Origin of the sequence: Lacrimispora xylanisolvens (assembly GCF_002934545.1) — a bacterium.
Classification (GTDB): Bacteria; Bacillota; Clostridia; order Lachnospirales; family Lachnospiraceae; genus Lacrimispora; species Lacrimispora xylanisolvens.
The window spans coordinates 676,384-692,371 of the sequence record NZ_PTJA01000001.1 but is presented as its reverse complement, the minus strand read 5'-3'; the positions used below and the strand labels follow the sequence as shown (position 1 = coordinate 692,371).

Below are 15,988 nucleotides of genomic sequence, written 5' to 3'. Positions count from 1 at the left end.
TTTACTTTCCGTATCTTGTCAGATAACGTTCTACACTTGTAATTGCATTGGCCCCGTCTGAAACTGCCGTGGATACCTGTCTTAACTGTTTGGTCCGAACATCACCTGCAGCAAAAATACCGGGGACATTGGTCTCACAGTCCTCTCCTGCCTTGATGTAACCATGATCCATTTCCACAAGGTTATCAAAGGCCTCGCTCTGTGGATTAATTCCCACTGCAATAAACACGCCATCAACGGAAAGTTTATTTGTTTCTTCCGTTTTGGAATTCTTTATGGTAAGAGACTCAACCTGGTCTCCGCCTTCTATTTCTTCGACTACGGTATCCCAGATGATTTCAACATTCTCCTGGTTAAATAACTGGGTCTGCAGTGTCTTTGCACCGCGCAGTTCGTCTCTTCTGTGAATTAAGTACACCTTCTTGCACATTCTGGAAAGGAATATGGCGTCTTCGATTGCCACATCGCCTCCGCCTACAACGGCGGCTACCTTGTTTCGGAAAAATGCTCCGTCACAGGTTGCACAATAGGAAACACCCATTCCGGTCAGTTCTTTCTCTCCAACGACGCTGAGCTTTCTATACAGAGCACCAGTTGCGATAATGACCGATTTTGTTACATAGGACTTCTCCTGACCTACAACGGTAAATTCTCCGTCTGCTGCCTCAATCCGAAGCACTTCGTCTGTGACAAAATCAGCTCCCAGCTTTTCTGCATGATCCCGAAATTTCATACCCAAGTCAAATCCGTTAATTCCGGGAAGACCCGGATAATTATCCACTTCGTAGGTATTGAGAATCTGGCCGCCGCTGGCGACTTCTTTTTCAATCACTACCATCTTTAGCTCAGCTCTTTTTCCATATACTGCAGCAGTAAGACCTGCCGGACCTGACCCTATAATCACAACGTCATAAATCTCATTCATTTTATCTACCTGCTTTCTTTATTTATATTACAGATTCTTTTGTAATCATTATATCTCACCCGTCTTTTTGTATGCAATGCCCTCGTTGCATTTTAAAGCAGAATTTGTTAAAATAATAGCATCACATAACGACAGAAAGGGTGGTTTTATGTCTAGAAAAACAGTACTTGTAACTGGCGCTTCCCGGGGAATCGGAAAGGCCATTGCTGTCAAATTTGCAAAAAAAGGATATAATGTGGTCATTAACTGTCTTCATAATGAAGACCGCCTTTTGCAGACCAGGAAGGAACTGGAGTCCTATCAGATCTCCTGCCTTTCCTATATGGGTGATATGGGAGATATGAATCAGTGCCAGGAACTCTTCCAGATGATAAAAAAACAGTTTGGTTCTCTGGATGTACTGGTTAATAATGCAGGGATCTCCTACATCGGACTCCTTCAGGATATGACGACAGAAGCCTGGGACCGAATTATACGGACCAATTTAACCTCTGCCTTTCATTGTTCCAAGCTGGCAATTCCGGGAATGCTGGAACGCAAGCAGGGCAAAATCATAAACATCTCCTCTATCTGGGGTGTCTCGGGTGCATCCTGTGAAGTCGCCTATTCCGCCACCAAGGGTGGGATTAATGCATTCACCAAAGCTCTGGCCAAAGAGCTGGCCCCAAGTAATATCCAGGTCAATGCAGTGGCATGCGGAGCCATCGATACGGAGATGAATCAGTTTCTAAGCGAAGATGAATTAATCGCTCTCATCGATGAGATTCCAGCCGGAAGACTGGGAAAAGCGGAAGAGGTGGCAGATCTTGTCTATCACCTGGGTTATAAAAATTCCTATCTAACCGGTCAGATCATCGGTCTTGACGGAGGATTTATTTAAAAAGCTCTCCACATTCTGATTCATGATTGACGCGGTGCGGTGAAGGATTTTAAGATCTTCTTCGGGAATCTCCCTGTGGAGTTCCTCCACAAATTCCTTCCTGCACCGCCTGATCCGTTCCACAATTTCCTCGCTTTTTTTCGTAAGCTGGAGGCGGACCAGCCTTCTGTCATTTTTATCCCGGTCTGCTGTTAAATATCCTTTCTCACTGAGAGAATCCACAGATCTTGCGATCAGGCCCTTGGAGATATTTCTATACTGCGCGATCTCCGAAGCACTTTTCAGTCCTTCACTATTGGCCAGAAACATCATAACTACTATCTCATTGGGAGTGAAACCATATTCCGATACAGACTGGCTGCACAGCTTCTGGTATACCTTATCAATTTTTACAAAACATGCCAGACAGCACTCTTCTTCCTGTCTCATTCTTTCTCCTGGCATATTGGTTATAGACTCATTCATAACAACACCCTTATTAAATCATATGAGAAAATTTCCCCACTGTATACTATGGCAGCTATTACAACGTTTTCAATAGTTCATTATTGAACCGTTTACTTTTGAAGTATATCTCATAGAAATGCACCTGTCAACCCTGTATAGAAAAAACCCGGAAAAAGAAATCCTTTTCCGGGTAATAATTTTTATGCTTCTGGCTTTTCAACCTGTGCAATTTGTGACTTCTGCATAGGAATTCTGCAGTTTTTGTTATTGCCAAATTCAACGATAACAGTATCATCAGTCATATCGATAATAACTCCATAAAATCCGCTGCTGGTTAATATACTGTCACCCACTGCAATACTGGCGAACATCTCCTGCTGTCTTTTTTTCTCTTTCTTCTGTGGTCTGATCGCAATAAAATACATGAAGCCAAAGATTACTGCAATGTAAATTACCCAGAAACCCATGCCCATTGTACCGCCTGTTGCTAATAACATAACCGTTTCCTCCTTAAATATCGATCTGCCGTCTGCCTGTCCGAAAAGGGGGCCTTATGCCTCGGAACCACCGGCCATCATGCCGGACAGTTTCCTCTCCTTATACTCTCCATAACGGTGATTCTCGATTGCTTCGCGAATCTCTTCCATCATTGTATTATAAAAATACAGATTATGCAAGACACATAATCTCATGCCCAGCATTTCTTTTGCTTTTAATAAATGCCTGATGTAAGCTCTGCTGTAGGAACGGCAGGCGGGGCACTGGCACCCTTCTTCAATCGGCTTATGATCCAGTTCAAATTTGGAATTAAATAAATTTAATTTTCCATGGTTTGTATAAACGTGGCCGTGACGGCCGTTTCTTGACGGATAAACACAGTCAAAGAAATCCACTCCCCGGTCCACACCTTCCAGGATATTCGCCGGAGTTCCAACTCCCATCAGGTAAGTAGGCTTATTCTCAGGCAGATAAGGCACCGTCTCATCAAGAATCCGGTACATCTCCGAGTGGCTCTCTCCTACTGCAAGACCGCCCAGAGCATATCCATCCAGATCCATGGCAGATATGGTTTTGGCATGGGCTATTCTGATGTCTTCAAACGTTCCGCCCTGATTAATACCAAAGAGCAGCTGATCTTTATTAATGGTATCAGGCAGCTCATTTAACCTTGCCATCTCTTTCCTGCACCTCTCCAGCCATCTGGTGGTACGGTCCACACTGTTTTGCATATATTCCCTGGTAGCCGGATGAGGAGGGCATTCATCAAACGCCATAGCAATGGTAGATGCCAGATTGGACTGGATCTGCATGCTCTCTTCCGGACCCATAAAGATCTTGTGTCCGTCAATATGAGACTGGAAGTACACACCCTCTTCCTTAATCTTTCTGAGTCCGGTCAGAGAAAATACCTGAAAACCACCGGAGTCTGTAAGAATAGGGCGGTCCCAGTTCATAAACTGGTGAAGACCGCCAAATTCCTTAATCAACCGGTCGCCTGTGCGCACATGAAGATGATAGGTATTGGAAAGTTCCACCTGGGTTTTAATTTCCCTGAGATCATCGGTGGAAACAGCCCCTTTAATGGCTGCTACCGTTCCCACATTCATAAACACCGGCGTCTGGATTGTTCCATGCACCGTAGTCACTTCCGCCCGTTTTGCACGTCCGTCTTTTGCAATGATTTTATAGTTCATTTACAATTCCTTACTTTTATTTTTTGCTGTTTTTAGCAGTTGCTTTTACACCAGATTTCTTTTTCCCCTTATTCACTGTCATAATATACCACAGGGATCCTGTCATACATACGGAAGAATAAGTACCGCATACAATACCCACCATAAGAGGAAGGGCAAACTCCCGAATGGAGGAAACACCCATGATATACAGTACAAATACCATGATAAATGTGGTAAGAGAGGTATTAATACTTCTGGTGAATGTCTGAGTAATACTTAAGTTAACAATTTCAATCAGTTCCATCTTACTCTGGGTCTTTAAGTTTTCGCGGATACGGTCAAAGATAACGATGGTTGCATTAATAGAGTATCCCAAAATAGTAAGCATACATGCAATAAATGTTGAACCTACTGACCATCTGAGCACAGAATAACAGGTAAACACAACTAATACATCATGAACCAGCGCCAGTACTGCACTGCTGGCGAACCGGATATCCTTAAACCGGAACCAGATGTACAGAAGCATACAGATAGTAGCTATGATAACAGCCACAACTGCATCCCGCTTCATCTCCTGGCTGACTGCACCAGAAATACTTTCAGCAGTAATTTTTTCCTGTTCCACACCAAAGTGATCCACCATGGATTTATTCAGTACTTCTCTTTCATCCACAGTTAAGGTTCTGGTCTTAATAATTACTTCATTGCTTCCAGCTACTTTCTGTGTCTGAACATCTGCATCCTTAGTCACCTCTTCCACAACCGGAACTACCTCTGAAGAAATCTTCTCCAGTGTCATGTCTTCATTAAACGTTACATTTGTAGATGTACCGCCTTTAAACTCCATACTGTAATTTAAAATACTTCCGGTCTGAGACTGATTGACACCAAGCCATACAAACCCAAGTACAATAACAAGTATAGAGGCTGAGAACCAGATTACGCGTTTAGAAACAAAATCAAAAGGTTTCCTGTCTTTTTTAATTCCATAAAGCTTCTCATTATCAAAACCTAACTGAAACAGACTGTTTAATACAAATTTGGTTACAAACAGTGCTGTAATCATGGAAAGCACAATACCGATAGCCAATGTGGCGGCAAATCCCTTTACTGTACCGGAGCCTCTCCAGAACAGTACGCCCGCAGCGATCAGAGTTGTGACGTTACCGTCGATGATTGCTGACAACGCTTTATGAAAACCGGCTTCAATCGCTGATTTAACCGTTTTTCCGTATCCGATCTCTTCTTTGATACGGGTAAAAATAATAACGTTTGCATCCACCGCCATACCGATGGAAAGAATAATACCTGCAACTCCCGGAAGAGTCAGTGTGACTTCAAATGCCTTTAACAGAATTAAAATAACACCTACATAAATAGACAATGCTACCACTGATGCAAAACCAGGCAGTAAATAAACCAGAATCATAAACACTGCTACGATCGCAAATCCGATTACACCTGCCTTTAAGCTGGTAGTAATCGCTTCCTGTCCAAGCTTTGCACCTACTACATTGGAACGTAATTCTTCCAGCTCCAGAGAAAGAGATCCGATGCGGATTGTGGAAGCCAGGGTTTCCGCCTCTTCATAAGAGCTCATTCCGCTGATCTGACACTGTCCCTGAGTAATTGGTTCCTGAACAACGGGGTTTGAATAAACCTTTCCATCATAAATAATAGCAATTCGTTTTCCAACATTGGCAGTTGTGGCATCGCCGAATACTTTTTTTCCTTCATCAGTAAAGGTCAGATCTACCATATACTGCTTGATGCCGTTATTTTCAGTAATAACCGGCTTTGCTGTTGCTACCTGATTACCATTTAAAATAACTTTTCCCGCTTCATCTGTAAATGTTAAGGAGCCAGGTTTTCCAAGCTCTTCAAGAATTGCATTGGCATCTGATACGCCAGGGATATCAACATTAATACGGTTGTCTCCCTCCTGGTACACCTCTGCCTCTGTGCTGTAGTTCTCAACCCTCTGCTGAAGTTTGTAGATCGTGTCCTTCATATTCTCAGCACTTGGTTTCTCTTCTTTTGCCTGATAAGTGATGCTGACGCCCCCCGCCAGATCCAGTCCAAGCTTAATGTCACTCATGGTGGTATATCCGAAATAACCGGTTAATCCAACCATTGCCAGAGCAAAAATCAGCCCCAATAACCCTTTACCTTTGTTGCTTTTCATTACTTCTCTCCTTCACTTTTGTAATACACAAGTCTAAGACTAAATGCTTGAACGTTCAGTCTTAGCCTTCCGCCAACGCCGCCTTGATCATGATCGCACACTCAATCCGCTTCTTCTGCATCTCGCAGCCAGTATCATACGCATCTGTAATGCTACCATGAAAATTATAGGAATTAGCTGCACAGCCCCCGCTGCAATAAAACCTTGCGAAGCAATCCCGGCATTTGTCTTTTGCATAAACGTTGCAAAGTTTAAATTCATCGCGGATCTGTGTGTTTGTCACACCTGTATCTACATTGCCCAGAAGAAATTCTTCTTCTCCGACAAATTGGTGGCATGGATAGAAATCCCCCCATGGCGTAACCGCCAGATACTCGGTCCCTGAACCGCAGCCAGACAATCTCTTTGCCACACAGGGTCCCTGAGTCAGATCAATATTAAAGTGGAAGAAATTAAATCCTCTTCCTTCCTTTTGTCTCTTAATATACTCAACAGCCAGCTTATCATACTCCTCTAAAATAGCAGGAATATCTTCCTGTCTGATGGAATAGTCCTCTTCATCCTGAGCCACAACCGGTTCAATGGACATGCTCTCAAAACCAAGATCCGCAAACTCCAGAACATCTTTTGAAAAATCCATATTATTCCGTGTAAAAGTCCCCCGGATATAATAATCCTTTTCCCCTCTCAGTTTTGCGAACTTCTGAAATTTAGGAACAATCAGCTCATAGCTTCCCTTCCCGTTCCTAAACGGCCTCATCTGATCATTCACTTCTTTCCGTCCATCAAGACTTAACACCACGTTGCTCATTTCCCGATTACAGTATTCCATAATCTCATCATTTAAAAGGACACCGTTGGTAGTCATGGTAAAACGAAATTTCTTATTATATTCTTTCTCTTTTGAGCGCCCGTATTCAACAAGCTGTTTTACAACGTCCCAGTTCATCAACGGTTCGCCGCCAAAAAAGTCCACTTCCAGATTCTTACGATTTCCCGAATTCTCAACCAGAAAATCCAGCGCCTTCTTACCAACCTCAAATGACATCAGCGCACGGCGTCCATGATACTCCCCTTCTTCCGCAAAGCAGTACTTGCATGCAAGGTTGCAGTCATGAGCAATATGCAGGCAAAGAGCCTTCACAACGGTCTTTCTCTTTTTAAAATCAACCACATAATCATGGTAAATATCCTTGGTAAACAGTTCCCCTTCATCAATCAGAAACTGAATTTCTTCCAGAGCCTCTCTCACCTCAGCCTCTTCATAGGTACTTAAAAGCTCCAAAAGCACTTTCTCTTCCGCTTCCTTTGGAAGCGCTGCAGCCTTTTCCATATCCGGTACCAGCTGAGCTGCAATCTTTACAGCATCATACATAACCGGATCAACCGAATGAACAGACCCGCTGTTGACATCCATAATAATATGGAAGCCGTTATTAATATATTGATGGATCACTTGTATTCTCCTTAATTAAAATTTAAACCCGTAATCATTTTTAGCAGACAAGCGAAGCAACCCCTACCGTCTAACGACCGTAGGGGCATGTGCTTATCTGCCTTATGGCTGTACTATACAGTTTTATACTAGCGATTGCTGTTCTCGCAGCTCTGGTTACCTACTGTACAGGATGTTTTGCAAGCTGACTGACAGGAAGTCTGGCACTCACCGCAGCCGCCTTTTTTCATAGATTCTTTTAATGTACTGGAACTTAATGTTTTTACGTGTTTCATAAACTTACACCTCCTGTATTTGCCTAATTCTTTGAGATTATACCACATGTTTTTAACCAGTGCAAGATGAATTGCCCCCTCAGGGAGGCGCCGAAACATTTTTTTCAACCGCCAATATATTCGAATATCCTCCCTGATGGACGAATATACTGAACCAGAAGACAAGACATAAGGAGAAAAAACATGGAAAAATCAAAGCTTCAGGTCACACTTAGAAATCTGCTTGTCACCTACATATTGACCGGAGTCCTGCTGGTGATCCTGGCCTTAGCGCTTTATAGATTCCGGCTGAAGGAAGGTCAGATCCGGCTGGGTGTCAATGCAGTTTACATTATCACCTGTCTCTTTGGAGGGATTCTCATGGGGAAGAGCATAAAGCAGAGGAGATTCTTCTGGGGCCTGTTACTGGGTCTTTTGTATTTCCTTGTGCTGCTGGCAGTTTCCTTTATGCTGAACAGAGGGATTAACGGGTCGATGAATCAGATACTGACTACCATGGCGATCTGCGCAGCTAGTGGGACTGCGGGGGGGATGCTTAGTTAGTGGGAGGACGGTTGGTTTAGAGATGGGGAGGCATGGGGGGCTGGCGGAAAATGAGGAGTCCGGTCCCCGGATACGCTCATGGTTTCGGGCGGGATAGGTGTAAGGGTGAGAAAGCACAAAAATAAGGACACCGGCACCATTCGTCAGGTTTTCTTGATGAAAACCCGACTCAGGGCGCCTAAAAAACGGACTTTGTGAGTCCGTTTTTTGTCCTCATTTTTGCACTTCCTCTCCCTAACACCTATCGACGCCCTGCACAAATCGCTGTATCCGGGGACCGGACTCCTCATTTTCTGTTCAACACTGCTTCTCCATCTGGGAAAAAACGTCGCGGACGAAAAGGTGAAATAAGCACCTTTACTTCTTTAGGATTGATGACGTGGAGGAGTTTTTTTAACAGTGGAGGGGCCTGATGCGTCGCTGGAAACAGGACAGACCAAGAGGGGCGGAGACGGTTTGGAGGCGGGGTTAGAACTTCTTAGGCCGGAGAGGTGCAAAAAACATGGGCGGAAATTGGCTTCAAAGCCAATTTCCGAGGAAACCCTGAGCGCGAATTTCTTTCAGAAATTCGGGTGAAGTGTTTCCGATCCCATGTTTTTTGTGCCTGTCCGGCCTTAGAAGTTATCCCGCCGAAACTCCGTCTCAGTCCCTCTTGGGCTGTCCTGTTTCTTCAACCCCCAGATACATTCTTACTTTATCAATTCTATTCTTATCCAGTGCCTCTACTACCAGCCTGATATTATTGCAAACTACTTCTTCTCCCTGCTCGGGAAGACGGTCTAACAGTCCGATGATTAATCCGGCTATGGAATCGTAGTCCTCTGATTCCAGTTCCAGACCAAGTCTGTCGTTTAAATCGTCCAGCTTCATGGAACCTTCCACCAGGTATTCCAGCGGGGCTACTTCTACAAGCTCGTTTTCTTCGTCTTCATCGTATTCATCACGGATCTCTCCTACAATCTCCTCCAGTAAATCTTCCAGAGTGATCATGCCGGCTGTCGCTCCGTATTCGTCCAGGACAATAACCACGTTGTTACAGGTCTGACGCATCTCTATCATGAGTTCAGCCGTTTTTTTGTACTCATATGTATAGAGGGGCTCTCTTAGGAAATTACGGATGTTGAAATCGGTGCTGTTATCGGTTAAAAGAAGGTCTTTCATGTTGATAATTCCAATTACATTGTCATTGGTTTCTTCGTAAACGGGAATTCTGGTGTACATCTCTTCACGGAAAATATCGATGAGCTCTTCGTATGTGGCATTCACATCTACTAATGTCATGTCAATACGGGGTATCATGATGTCCCTGGCTACGGAATCGCCAAAATCGAAAACATTGTTAATCATCTTTCTTTCTTCTGATTCAATTACGCCTTCTTCATGGCTTACATCTACGATGGTTCTCAGTTCGTCTTCTGTAATGGAATCCTGCTTTTTGTTGGGGTTTACGTGGATGAAACGCAAAAAGCTGGAGGATAGGATGTGTACTACGTAAATGACTGGTGTCATGATTGTCATAAATGCGTAGACGATTTTTGCATACCTTAATGCAATTGTTTCGGAATATAGGGTTGATATGGTCTTAGGGGAAATTTCACCGAAAACCAATATTACAAGGGTCAGAATGCCGGTTCCAATGCTGACCGCCTTATTTCCCCAAATACTCATGACAAGTGTGGTGGACAAAGAAGAGGCGGTTAAATTTGCCACATTGTTTCCAACGAGAATTGCGCTGAGCATCTTGCCCTGGTTTTCCAGTATCTTCGTAAGCGTAATGGCATTCTTGTTGCCTGCTTCTGCCAGTGTTCTGACCCTGATCCGGTTCACCGTCGTAAGTGCTGTCTCAGCGGATGAGAAAAATGCTGATAATGAAACTAATAAAACTAACGTAAGCAACTGTATATAGTCACTCGAATCCAAAAAAATCAACTCCTGTTTTTTTATATTTTACGAATGATTGTACAATAGAAAAACGGCTGTGTCAAGAAGACAGCCGTTTTTTTTAGTTTAGCGTTCTTTGAATGTACGTATGGTTTCAATGATGATGATGAGACCAGCGCCCAGAAAGATGAATAAATCACCCAGGTTAAAGACCACTTTTTTCAGCTTTCCGTACTGAATGCTGAAATAGTCCACTACGTAATGACGAACCAGCCGGTCGTACAGATTGCTGACCGCTCCCCCAAGGGCAATGGAGAAGGCAAGCTTTTCTGCTGTTTTTCCTTTGCTTTTTAAGAGGCATGCTAACATTCCTCCGATGAAGGAAGCAACTGCCAGGGGAATCATGGAAACAAGCTCCGGGTGGTCTTTTAAATAGCCAAAGGAGAAGCCGGGATTGTGATTCTTGTATAAAAGGATCTTACCGCCGCTTTTCTGTAATTCTTTGGGGAAGTCTGATTCGTTTTGCTGTTCTATGGCCTGCTTGATGAATAAGTCGAGAGCCGCAAGGATACCTATAATGCCGATATATAGCATGTTCCACTCTCCTTTCTTCTTATCCTCTCATCTGAATGAGAGGGCCTCCGTTTTTGTCTAAGTAAGCTCTGGTGATGATGACGGAACCGATGTTGGGGTCTTTGGGGATCTCATACATGATGTCAAGCATGAAGCTTTCTATAATGGCACGGAGGGCTCTTGCACCGGTCTTTTTCTTCAGTGCCTCCTCTGCAATCCATTCCAGGGCTTCGTCTTCAAATACCAGTTTTACCTCGTCCAGCTCCAAAAGCTTCTGATACTGTTTTAATATGGCATTCCTTGGCTCGTTTAATACCCGGACTAACAGTTCTTTGGTTAAGGTCTCCAGAGTGACTGTGATGGGCAGTCGTCCGAGGAACTCGGGTATCATTCCAAATTTTTTCAGGTCTTCATTGGTTACACGTGAAAGTATGTTGGCATCCTTGTCGTACTTGTCTTTTAATTCGGAAGAAAATCCTATGGAGGTCTTTTCTTTGAGGCGCTCTTTGATGATATCCTCCAGATCAGGGAAGGCTCCGCCGCAGATGAACAGGATGTTCTCGGTGCGTACGGTGGTCATGGGGGTCATGGCATTCTTCTGGTTTGCACCTACAGGAACTTCTACGGTGCTTCCTTCCAGTAACTTTAATAGTTCCTGCTGGACGGACTCGCCGCTTACATCTCTGCTGCTGGTATTCTTCTTTTTTGCAATTTTGTCAATTTCATCGATGAAGATGATTCCACGTTCTGCCCGCTCTACATCGTTATCTGCGGCAGAAAGCAGCTTTGATACTACACTTTCAATGTCATCGCCGATGTATCCGGCCTCTGTTAAGGAGGTGGCATCTGCGATTGCAAGGGGGACATCTAAGAGTCTGGCTAATGTCTTTACCAGATAGGTCTTGCCGCTGCCGGTTGGCCCGATCATGAGAATGTTGGATTTCTCGATCTGGACGGCATCTTCGTCGTTTTGCGCTGTGTCTGCTAAGTATACCCGCTTATAGTGATTGTAAACTGCTACGGATATGGCTTTCTTCGCCTGCTCCTGGCCGATGATGTATTCGTCAAGCTTCTGACGGACGGTATGAGGGGCTGGGATGTCTTTTCGCTCCAGCTGCTTTTGGGGCTCTTTGTCGGATCTCTTTTTGATCTTTTGTTTCTTTGGGATCTCCAGATCTTTGTTTAAGCTTCCCAAGTCGTTGAGGTTCAAGTTCATGTAGGGCATTCCGGGAAGCTTGCTTAGGTCAAGACCTCCCTGAGTAACGGAATCAAAGGCTTTCTGCATACAGTCGTGGCATAAGTTCATGCCTCCTGGCATGGATACCATGGAGCCTGCTTTGCTTTCTGGTCTGCGGCATACGTAACAGATTTTTTCGTATTCTGATTCGTCTTCTTTTTTTTCTTTATCAATATCAGAGTTTTGGATCTTATTGTCTTCCATCTTCTCCTCCAGAAAATCTTTATCGTTCAAAGTATAATCTCCTTTTGTCTGTAATTCTATACTGTATATCAGATTATTATAAAGCATTTAAAAGAGTCGTACAAGAGGAGACAGACAGTTTAGAGTTTTTTAATGAAATGGGAAAACTCCCGGAATTCTACTTGGAATCCCGGGAGTTTCATGTCTTAGTGTTTTATTGTTTTATTGTTTATTGCTGATTGGCGTCTGCCGGCTTTTTGCCCAGGGTGATGTCAACATTACGTTCTACATACTGGCCGTTTTCAAGTGACTGTACAGTCAGAGATACTTTTGTTCCTCCTGCATAGTATTTGAGCATGCTTGTTAAGTCATCATAGGTTTTAATTCCCTGTCCGTCGAATTTGGTGATGATGTCTTTTTCACGAAGATCTGACTGGGAAGCTGCTCCGCCTTCTACAATTTTGTAGATAAATACACCCTGTGGCATACCAAGCTGCTGGCTGGTGGTGGAATCAATGTTCTTGCACTGGATTCCTAAATAACCCTGATCATTGTCTGCAACCTGAGTTCTGGTCTTCCTGGTTATGAGACCGTCTATGATTGTCTGGGCTTTGGAGATCGGAATGGCGTATCCCATACCTTCTACTTCTGTAGAGGAATATTTGGCTGAGTTAATGCCGATTACTTCTCCCTGCATATTTAAAAGTGCGCCGCCGCTGTTACCTGGGTTGATGGCTGCATCGGTCTGAAGCAGATCACGGTTTGTTCCGTCTTCGGTCTGTACAGCGCGGTCCAGTGCACTGATATAACCTACGGTTACGGACTGGCCGTATCCAAGTGCATTACCGATGGCAATAACGCCCTGACCTACTTTTAATGTTTCGGATTTTCCAAGTGAGGCAATTGCTATTTTGGATAATGTGTCAGAGGAGATATTTTTTAATGGAACTGCTATCACTGCTAAATCACTGTCTGCGTCGGTTCCTTTAATGGCTGCATCTACGGCTGTCTGGTCAATAAAGGTAACTTTTAACTCCTTGGCTCCCTGAACCACGTGGTTGTTGGTCACAATTAAAAGCTCATCATCGTTTTTGCCAACAACAATTCCGGAACCGCTTCCTTCTCCTTCCTGCTGCATGGGGCCAAACCATGTCTGACTTTCATAGACCACCTTGCTTGTAATGGCAACTACCGATGGCATTGCTTTGTCAACGATAGGAGAAACGTCATTGATTGTGGAAATGCTGGATGTATTGGAAGCGGGAAGTGAGTTATTTGCCTGTGCTGTGGGAAGGGTTTCCGCACGGCTTATCTCTACCGATTTATTTTGAGCATAGGAGCCTGCTGCCCAGTTGATTCCCACTATGGTGCTTCCGGCAACGATTCCAAAGACCAGAGCGCTTCCAACAACTGCTGCTGCCTTTTTTCCAAAATTGCCTTTTTTCCGTTTCTTTCCTTCTTCTTCATAAGGGGTCTGGTCCGGTGTTCTCTGATAACGGTATTCCTGATAATGGGGAATGGTGTTCTGAGACTGTTCCTTTTCCGGTTCCGGATCTCTCATTATAAAATTGGTTGTTACGGCTTCATCTTTATTGGCTTCCGGGTTTACCCGGCCTGTTTCAATATTGTCATTTTCGTCATACATAACATCAATCTCCTTTCATGTATGTTTGTTATCTCATCTGATAAACAAAGTCTACCAATGAAATGTGACCATTCTGTGATAAATCTATATTGAATATGTGAATTGAAAAAATCCCTGCAAAAAGAGCTTTTTTGCAAAGCGCTGTGTGCAGGGATTTTGTATTTTATTTTAAATTTAATTGACTGGAGGTGCAGGAACTACAACTGTATCTGTATTGCCCCCTGGAGCTGTCGCTGCTGTGGTGGGAGCCGTATCGGTCTGCTGTTTCGTGGGAGCTTCACCAGGACCTGTGGTCTTTGTTTCCTCCGGGACAGCTGCCTTGGTTGTCTCGCTGGTTCCAGGTCCAGCCGATGCAGTGGTTGTCTCAGTGGTTCCTGAGGTAGTTGGTTTTGATTCTCCCGGTTTTCCGGTGCCTTTGGTGGTTTCATTAGGCTTGGTTTCTTTTGTGGGTCCGGTGACGTTTTCAGAGCTTTCAGTAGTCTTTACAGGGTTTCCGAATTCGTCAGTAGCACTCACAGTTTCCTCTTTGCTGGTCTCTTCTGCCTCTGTACTCTTCGTCTCCTTTACCGCCGGTTTGGTTTTGTCTCCGCCATCATATCCCTTGTCCGTAGGCACATGATCCACGCTTGTTCCCTGCTTATACATGCCGGAATCAGCCGCAATCTTGGCACTGATCTTTTTCACCATATCGGAGGGTTCATAGCTGTCCTTGTCGAAAAGGAATTTATGCAGCTGTACCACGTTTGTTTCCAATGTCTGAGGAATTACACAGTCACCTTTTTTACCTATGTCCATATCACCGCGGGCATATGGGAAGCCGCCTGTTTCACCAATGTGATATTTACCAATATCTAATAACAGTTCAGTAAAATCACTGAATGTTAAATTAGAGCCGATCTGGTCAACTTCCATAAGAAGAATTCTGTTAAGCAGACCCAGATCCGCTTTCTTTGCCTTTTCAAAAGATTTCTGAATTACAAGACGCTGACGCTCTGTTCTTGCAAAGTCTGTATCCATCTTTCTGAGTCTGGCGTAGGCCACGGCCTGAACGCCATCTAAATGGTTGAGACCAGCTGATTTTAAATGAACGGATGGGACTCCGGTTTTCTCAACAGTCTCTGTAATAAAGGAGTTGATATAGCGGAATTCAGCCTTGCTGATATCAATATCCACGCCGTCCAGCATGTTAATTCCATCTGCTACGGACTTCCAGTTGAAGGTCACATACTCAGTGACATCCAGATCTAAGTTTCTGTTAATTGCTGCAAGTGCCTGGGCAGCACCGCCGTTTGCATAGGCTGCATTAATTTTATTATAAGTATTGCCTTCATTGATGTTTAAATATGTATCACGGAAAATGGATACAATTTTTATTTCTCCAGTACCTCTGTTGATGTTACAAAGCATAATAACATCGGCATTGGTTCCTTTATTTACATTACCATCACGGCTGTCAACACCGAATACTGCTATGGTCCGATATCCGGTCATATGCTTCTTCTGATCTGCAGTCATTACTTCGTTGCGTACCTGATTTGTATTAAAATTATCAGGCTTCTGGATCGAACCCATGAGTCTCGCCACATACGCATAGGAGAAAATAAGTGCGAGGGTAAATATTTCTGCAACTGCAAGGATTATGAATTTACGGATCCGTCTCTTTTTTTCTGTATGAGCAGCTAACCGGCTGGCTGCAGCGGCCTTCTCCTGAGGAGAAATTCTTGGCTGCTGTCTGGAAGCACCGTCTCCGATCACGATCTGATCTCTCGCGGGTGTTCTTCCTTCCTCTTTAGAGGCGCGGCTTCTGCGGTTTTCCTGTTCCATGTTCGTTCTGGCCCTGTTCTCTTCCGGCTGCCTTGCACCAGTCCTTTGGGGTCTGGCAGCGCCTTCCTGCTGTCTGCGTGTTGCGCCTGACGATGCCTGCTGTCTGCCTGCTGATGATTGTCCTTTAAACATGGGCTGCCCGCTGCTGCTGGCAGAATCTGGCTTCGAATCAGAACCGCGCCTTTCTTTACGTGAGCTTTCACGGTTTAATTCATCATCAAAATCATTTCTCATTTACTTATCCTCATCCTAATT

The 15,988-nt window shown here is 44.1% G+C and carries 14 protein-coding genes; 2 read left to right on the top strand and 12 right to left on the bottom strand.

The window, feature by feature from the left end:
* Window position 1: 1 nt before the first annotated feature.
* Entirely contained in the window at window positions 2-925 is a 924-nt protein-coding gene (trxB, locus tag BXY41_RS03200; RefSeq protein WP_104434520.1) for a thioredoxin-disulfide reductase, read from the bottom strand.
* A 148-nt stretch (window positions 926-1,073) separates the two neighbouring features.
* On the opposite strand from trxB, the gene ymfI reads away from it, so the two are divergent.
* Window positions 1,074-1,805: an elongation factor P 5-aminopentanone reductase gene (gene ymfI / locus BXY41_RS03195; protein ID WP_104434518.1), complete on the top strand. Its 732-nt coding sequence runs from the start codon at window positions 1,074-1,076 to the stop codon at window positions 1,803-1,805.
* On the opposite strand, the gene BXY41_RS03190 is transcribed toward ymfI, so the two are convergent.
* The 6 genes from BXY41_RS03190 to scfA form a co-directional block, all read right to left on the bottom strand.
* Window positions 1,764-2,270, bottom strand: coding sequence for a MarR family winged helix-turn-helix transcriptional regulator (locus tag BXY41_RS03190; RefSeq protein WP_242980023.1), 507 nt, complete (start codon window positions 2,268-2,270; stop codon window positions 1,764-1,766). The genes ymfI and BXY41_RS03190 overlap by 42 nt on opposite strands.
* A gap of 182 nt (window positions 2,271-2,452) precedes the next feature.
* The gene (yajC, locus tag BXY41_RS03185; RefSeq protein WP_104434514.1) at window positions 2,453-2,749 is read right to left on the bottom strand and encodes a preprotein translocase subunit YajC; all 297 of its coding nucleotides are present in this window, start codon (window positions 2,747-2,749) and stop codon (window positions 2,453-2,455) included.
* Between the two features lie 54 nt (window positions 2,750-2,803).
* The gene (gene tgt, locus BXY41_RS03180) at window positions 2,804-3,946 is read right to left on the bottom strand and encodes a tRNA guanosine(34) transglycosylase Tgt (protein WP_104434512.1); all 1,143 of its coding nucleotides are present in this window, start codon (window positions 3,944-3,946) and stop codon (window positions 2,804-2,806) included.
* A 16-nt stretch (window positions 3,947-3,962) separates the two neighbouring features.
* Entirely contained in the window at window positions 3,963-6,116 is a 2,154-nt protein-coding gene (secD, locus tag BXY41_RS03175) for a protein translocase subunit SecD (protein ID WP_104434510.1), read from the bottom strand.
* 61 nt (window positions 6,117-6,177) lie between these two features.
* Window positions 6,178-7,572 carry a thioether cross-link-forming SCIFF peptide maturase gene (gene scfB, locus BXY41_RS03170; RefSeq protein ID WP_104434508.1) on the bottom strand — a complete coding sequence of 465 codons (1,395 nt, stop codon included), beginning with the start codon at window positions 7,570-7,572 and terminating at the stop codon, window positions 6,178-6,180.
* A 128-nt stretch (window positions 7,573-7,700) separates the two neighbouring features.
* Complete coding sequence (scfA, locus tag BXY41_RS03165; RefSeq protein ID WP_097003442.1) at window positions 7,701-7,847, bottom strand: six-cysteine ranthipeptide SCIFF; 147 nt, start codon at window positions 7,845-7,847, stop codon at window positions 7,701-7,703.
* A 183-nt stretch (window positions 7,848-8,030) separates the two neighbouring features.
* Between scfA and BXY41_RS03160 the strand changes: the two genes are divergently transcribed.
* Window positions 8,031-8,390, top strand: a complete 360-nt coding sequence (locus BXY41_RS03160) for a TIGR04086 family membrane protein (protein WP_104434506.1) — start codon at window positions 8,031-8,033, stop codon at window positions 8,388-8,390.
* A gap of 642 nt (window positions 8,391-9,032) precedes the next feature.
* Here BXY41_RS03160 and BXY41_RS03155 read toward each other — a convergent pair.
* The 5 genes from BXY41_RS03155 to BXY41_RS03135 all read right to left on the bottom strand — a co-directional run bounded on the left by BXY41_RS03155 (window position 9,033) and on the right by BXY41_RS03135 (window position 15,967).
* Window positions 9,033-10,310 (bottom strand): HlyC/CorC family transporter, encoded by a 1,278-nt coding sequence (locus BXY41_RS03155; protein ID WP_104434504.1) that lies wholly within the window; start codon window positions 10,308-10,310, stop codon window positions 9,033-9,035.
* Between the two features lie 87 nt (window positions 10,311-10,397).
* Window positions 10,398-10,865: a signal peptidase II gene (locus tag BXY41_RS03150; protein ID WP_104434502.1), complete on the bottom strand. Its 468-nt coding sequence runs from the start codon at window positions 10,863-10,865 to the stop codon at window positions 10,398-10,400.
* Between the two features lie 19 nt (window positions 10,866-10,884).
* Window positions 10,885-12,285, bottom strand: coding sequence for an ATP-dependent Clp protease ATP-binding subunit ClpX (gene clpX / locus BXY41_RS03145; protein WP_104434652.1), 1,401 nt, complete (start codon window positions 12,283-12,285; stop codon window positions 10,885-10,887).
* Window positions 12,286-12,493: 208 nt separating this feature from the next.
* Window positions 12,494-13,909 (bottom strand): S1C family serine protease, encoded by a 1,416-nt coding sequence (locus BXY41_RS03140; RefSeq protein WP_104434500.1) that lies wholly within the window; start codon window positions 13,907-13,909, stop codon window positions 12,494-12,496.
* A gap of 174 nt (window positions 13,910-14,083) precedes the next feature.
* Window positions 14,084-15,967 (bottom strand): LCP family protein, encoded by a 1,884-nt coding sequence (locus tag BXY41_RS03135; protein ID WP_104434498.1) that lies wholly within the window; start codon window positions 15,965-15,967, stop codon window positions 14,084-14,086.
* Window positions 15,968-15,988: the final 21 nt, after the last annotated feature.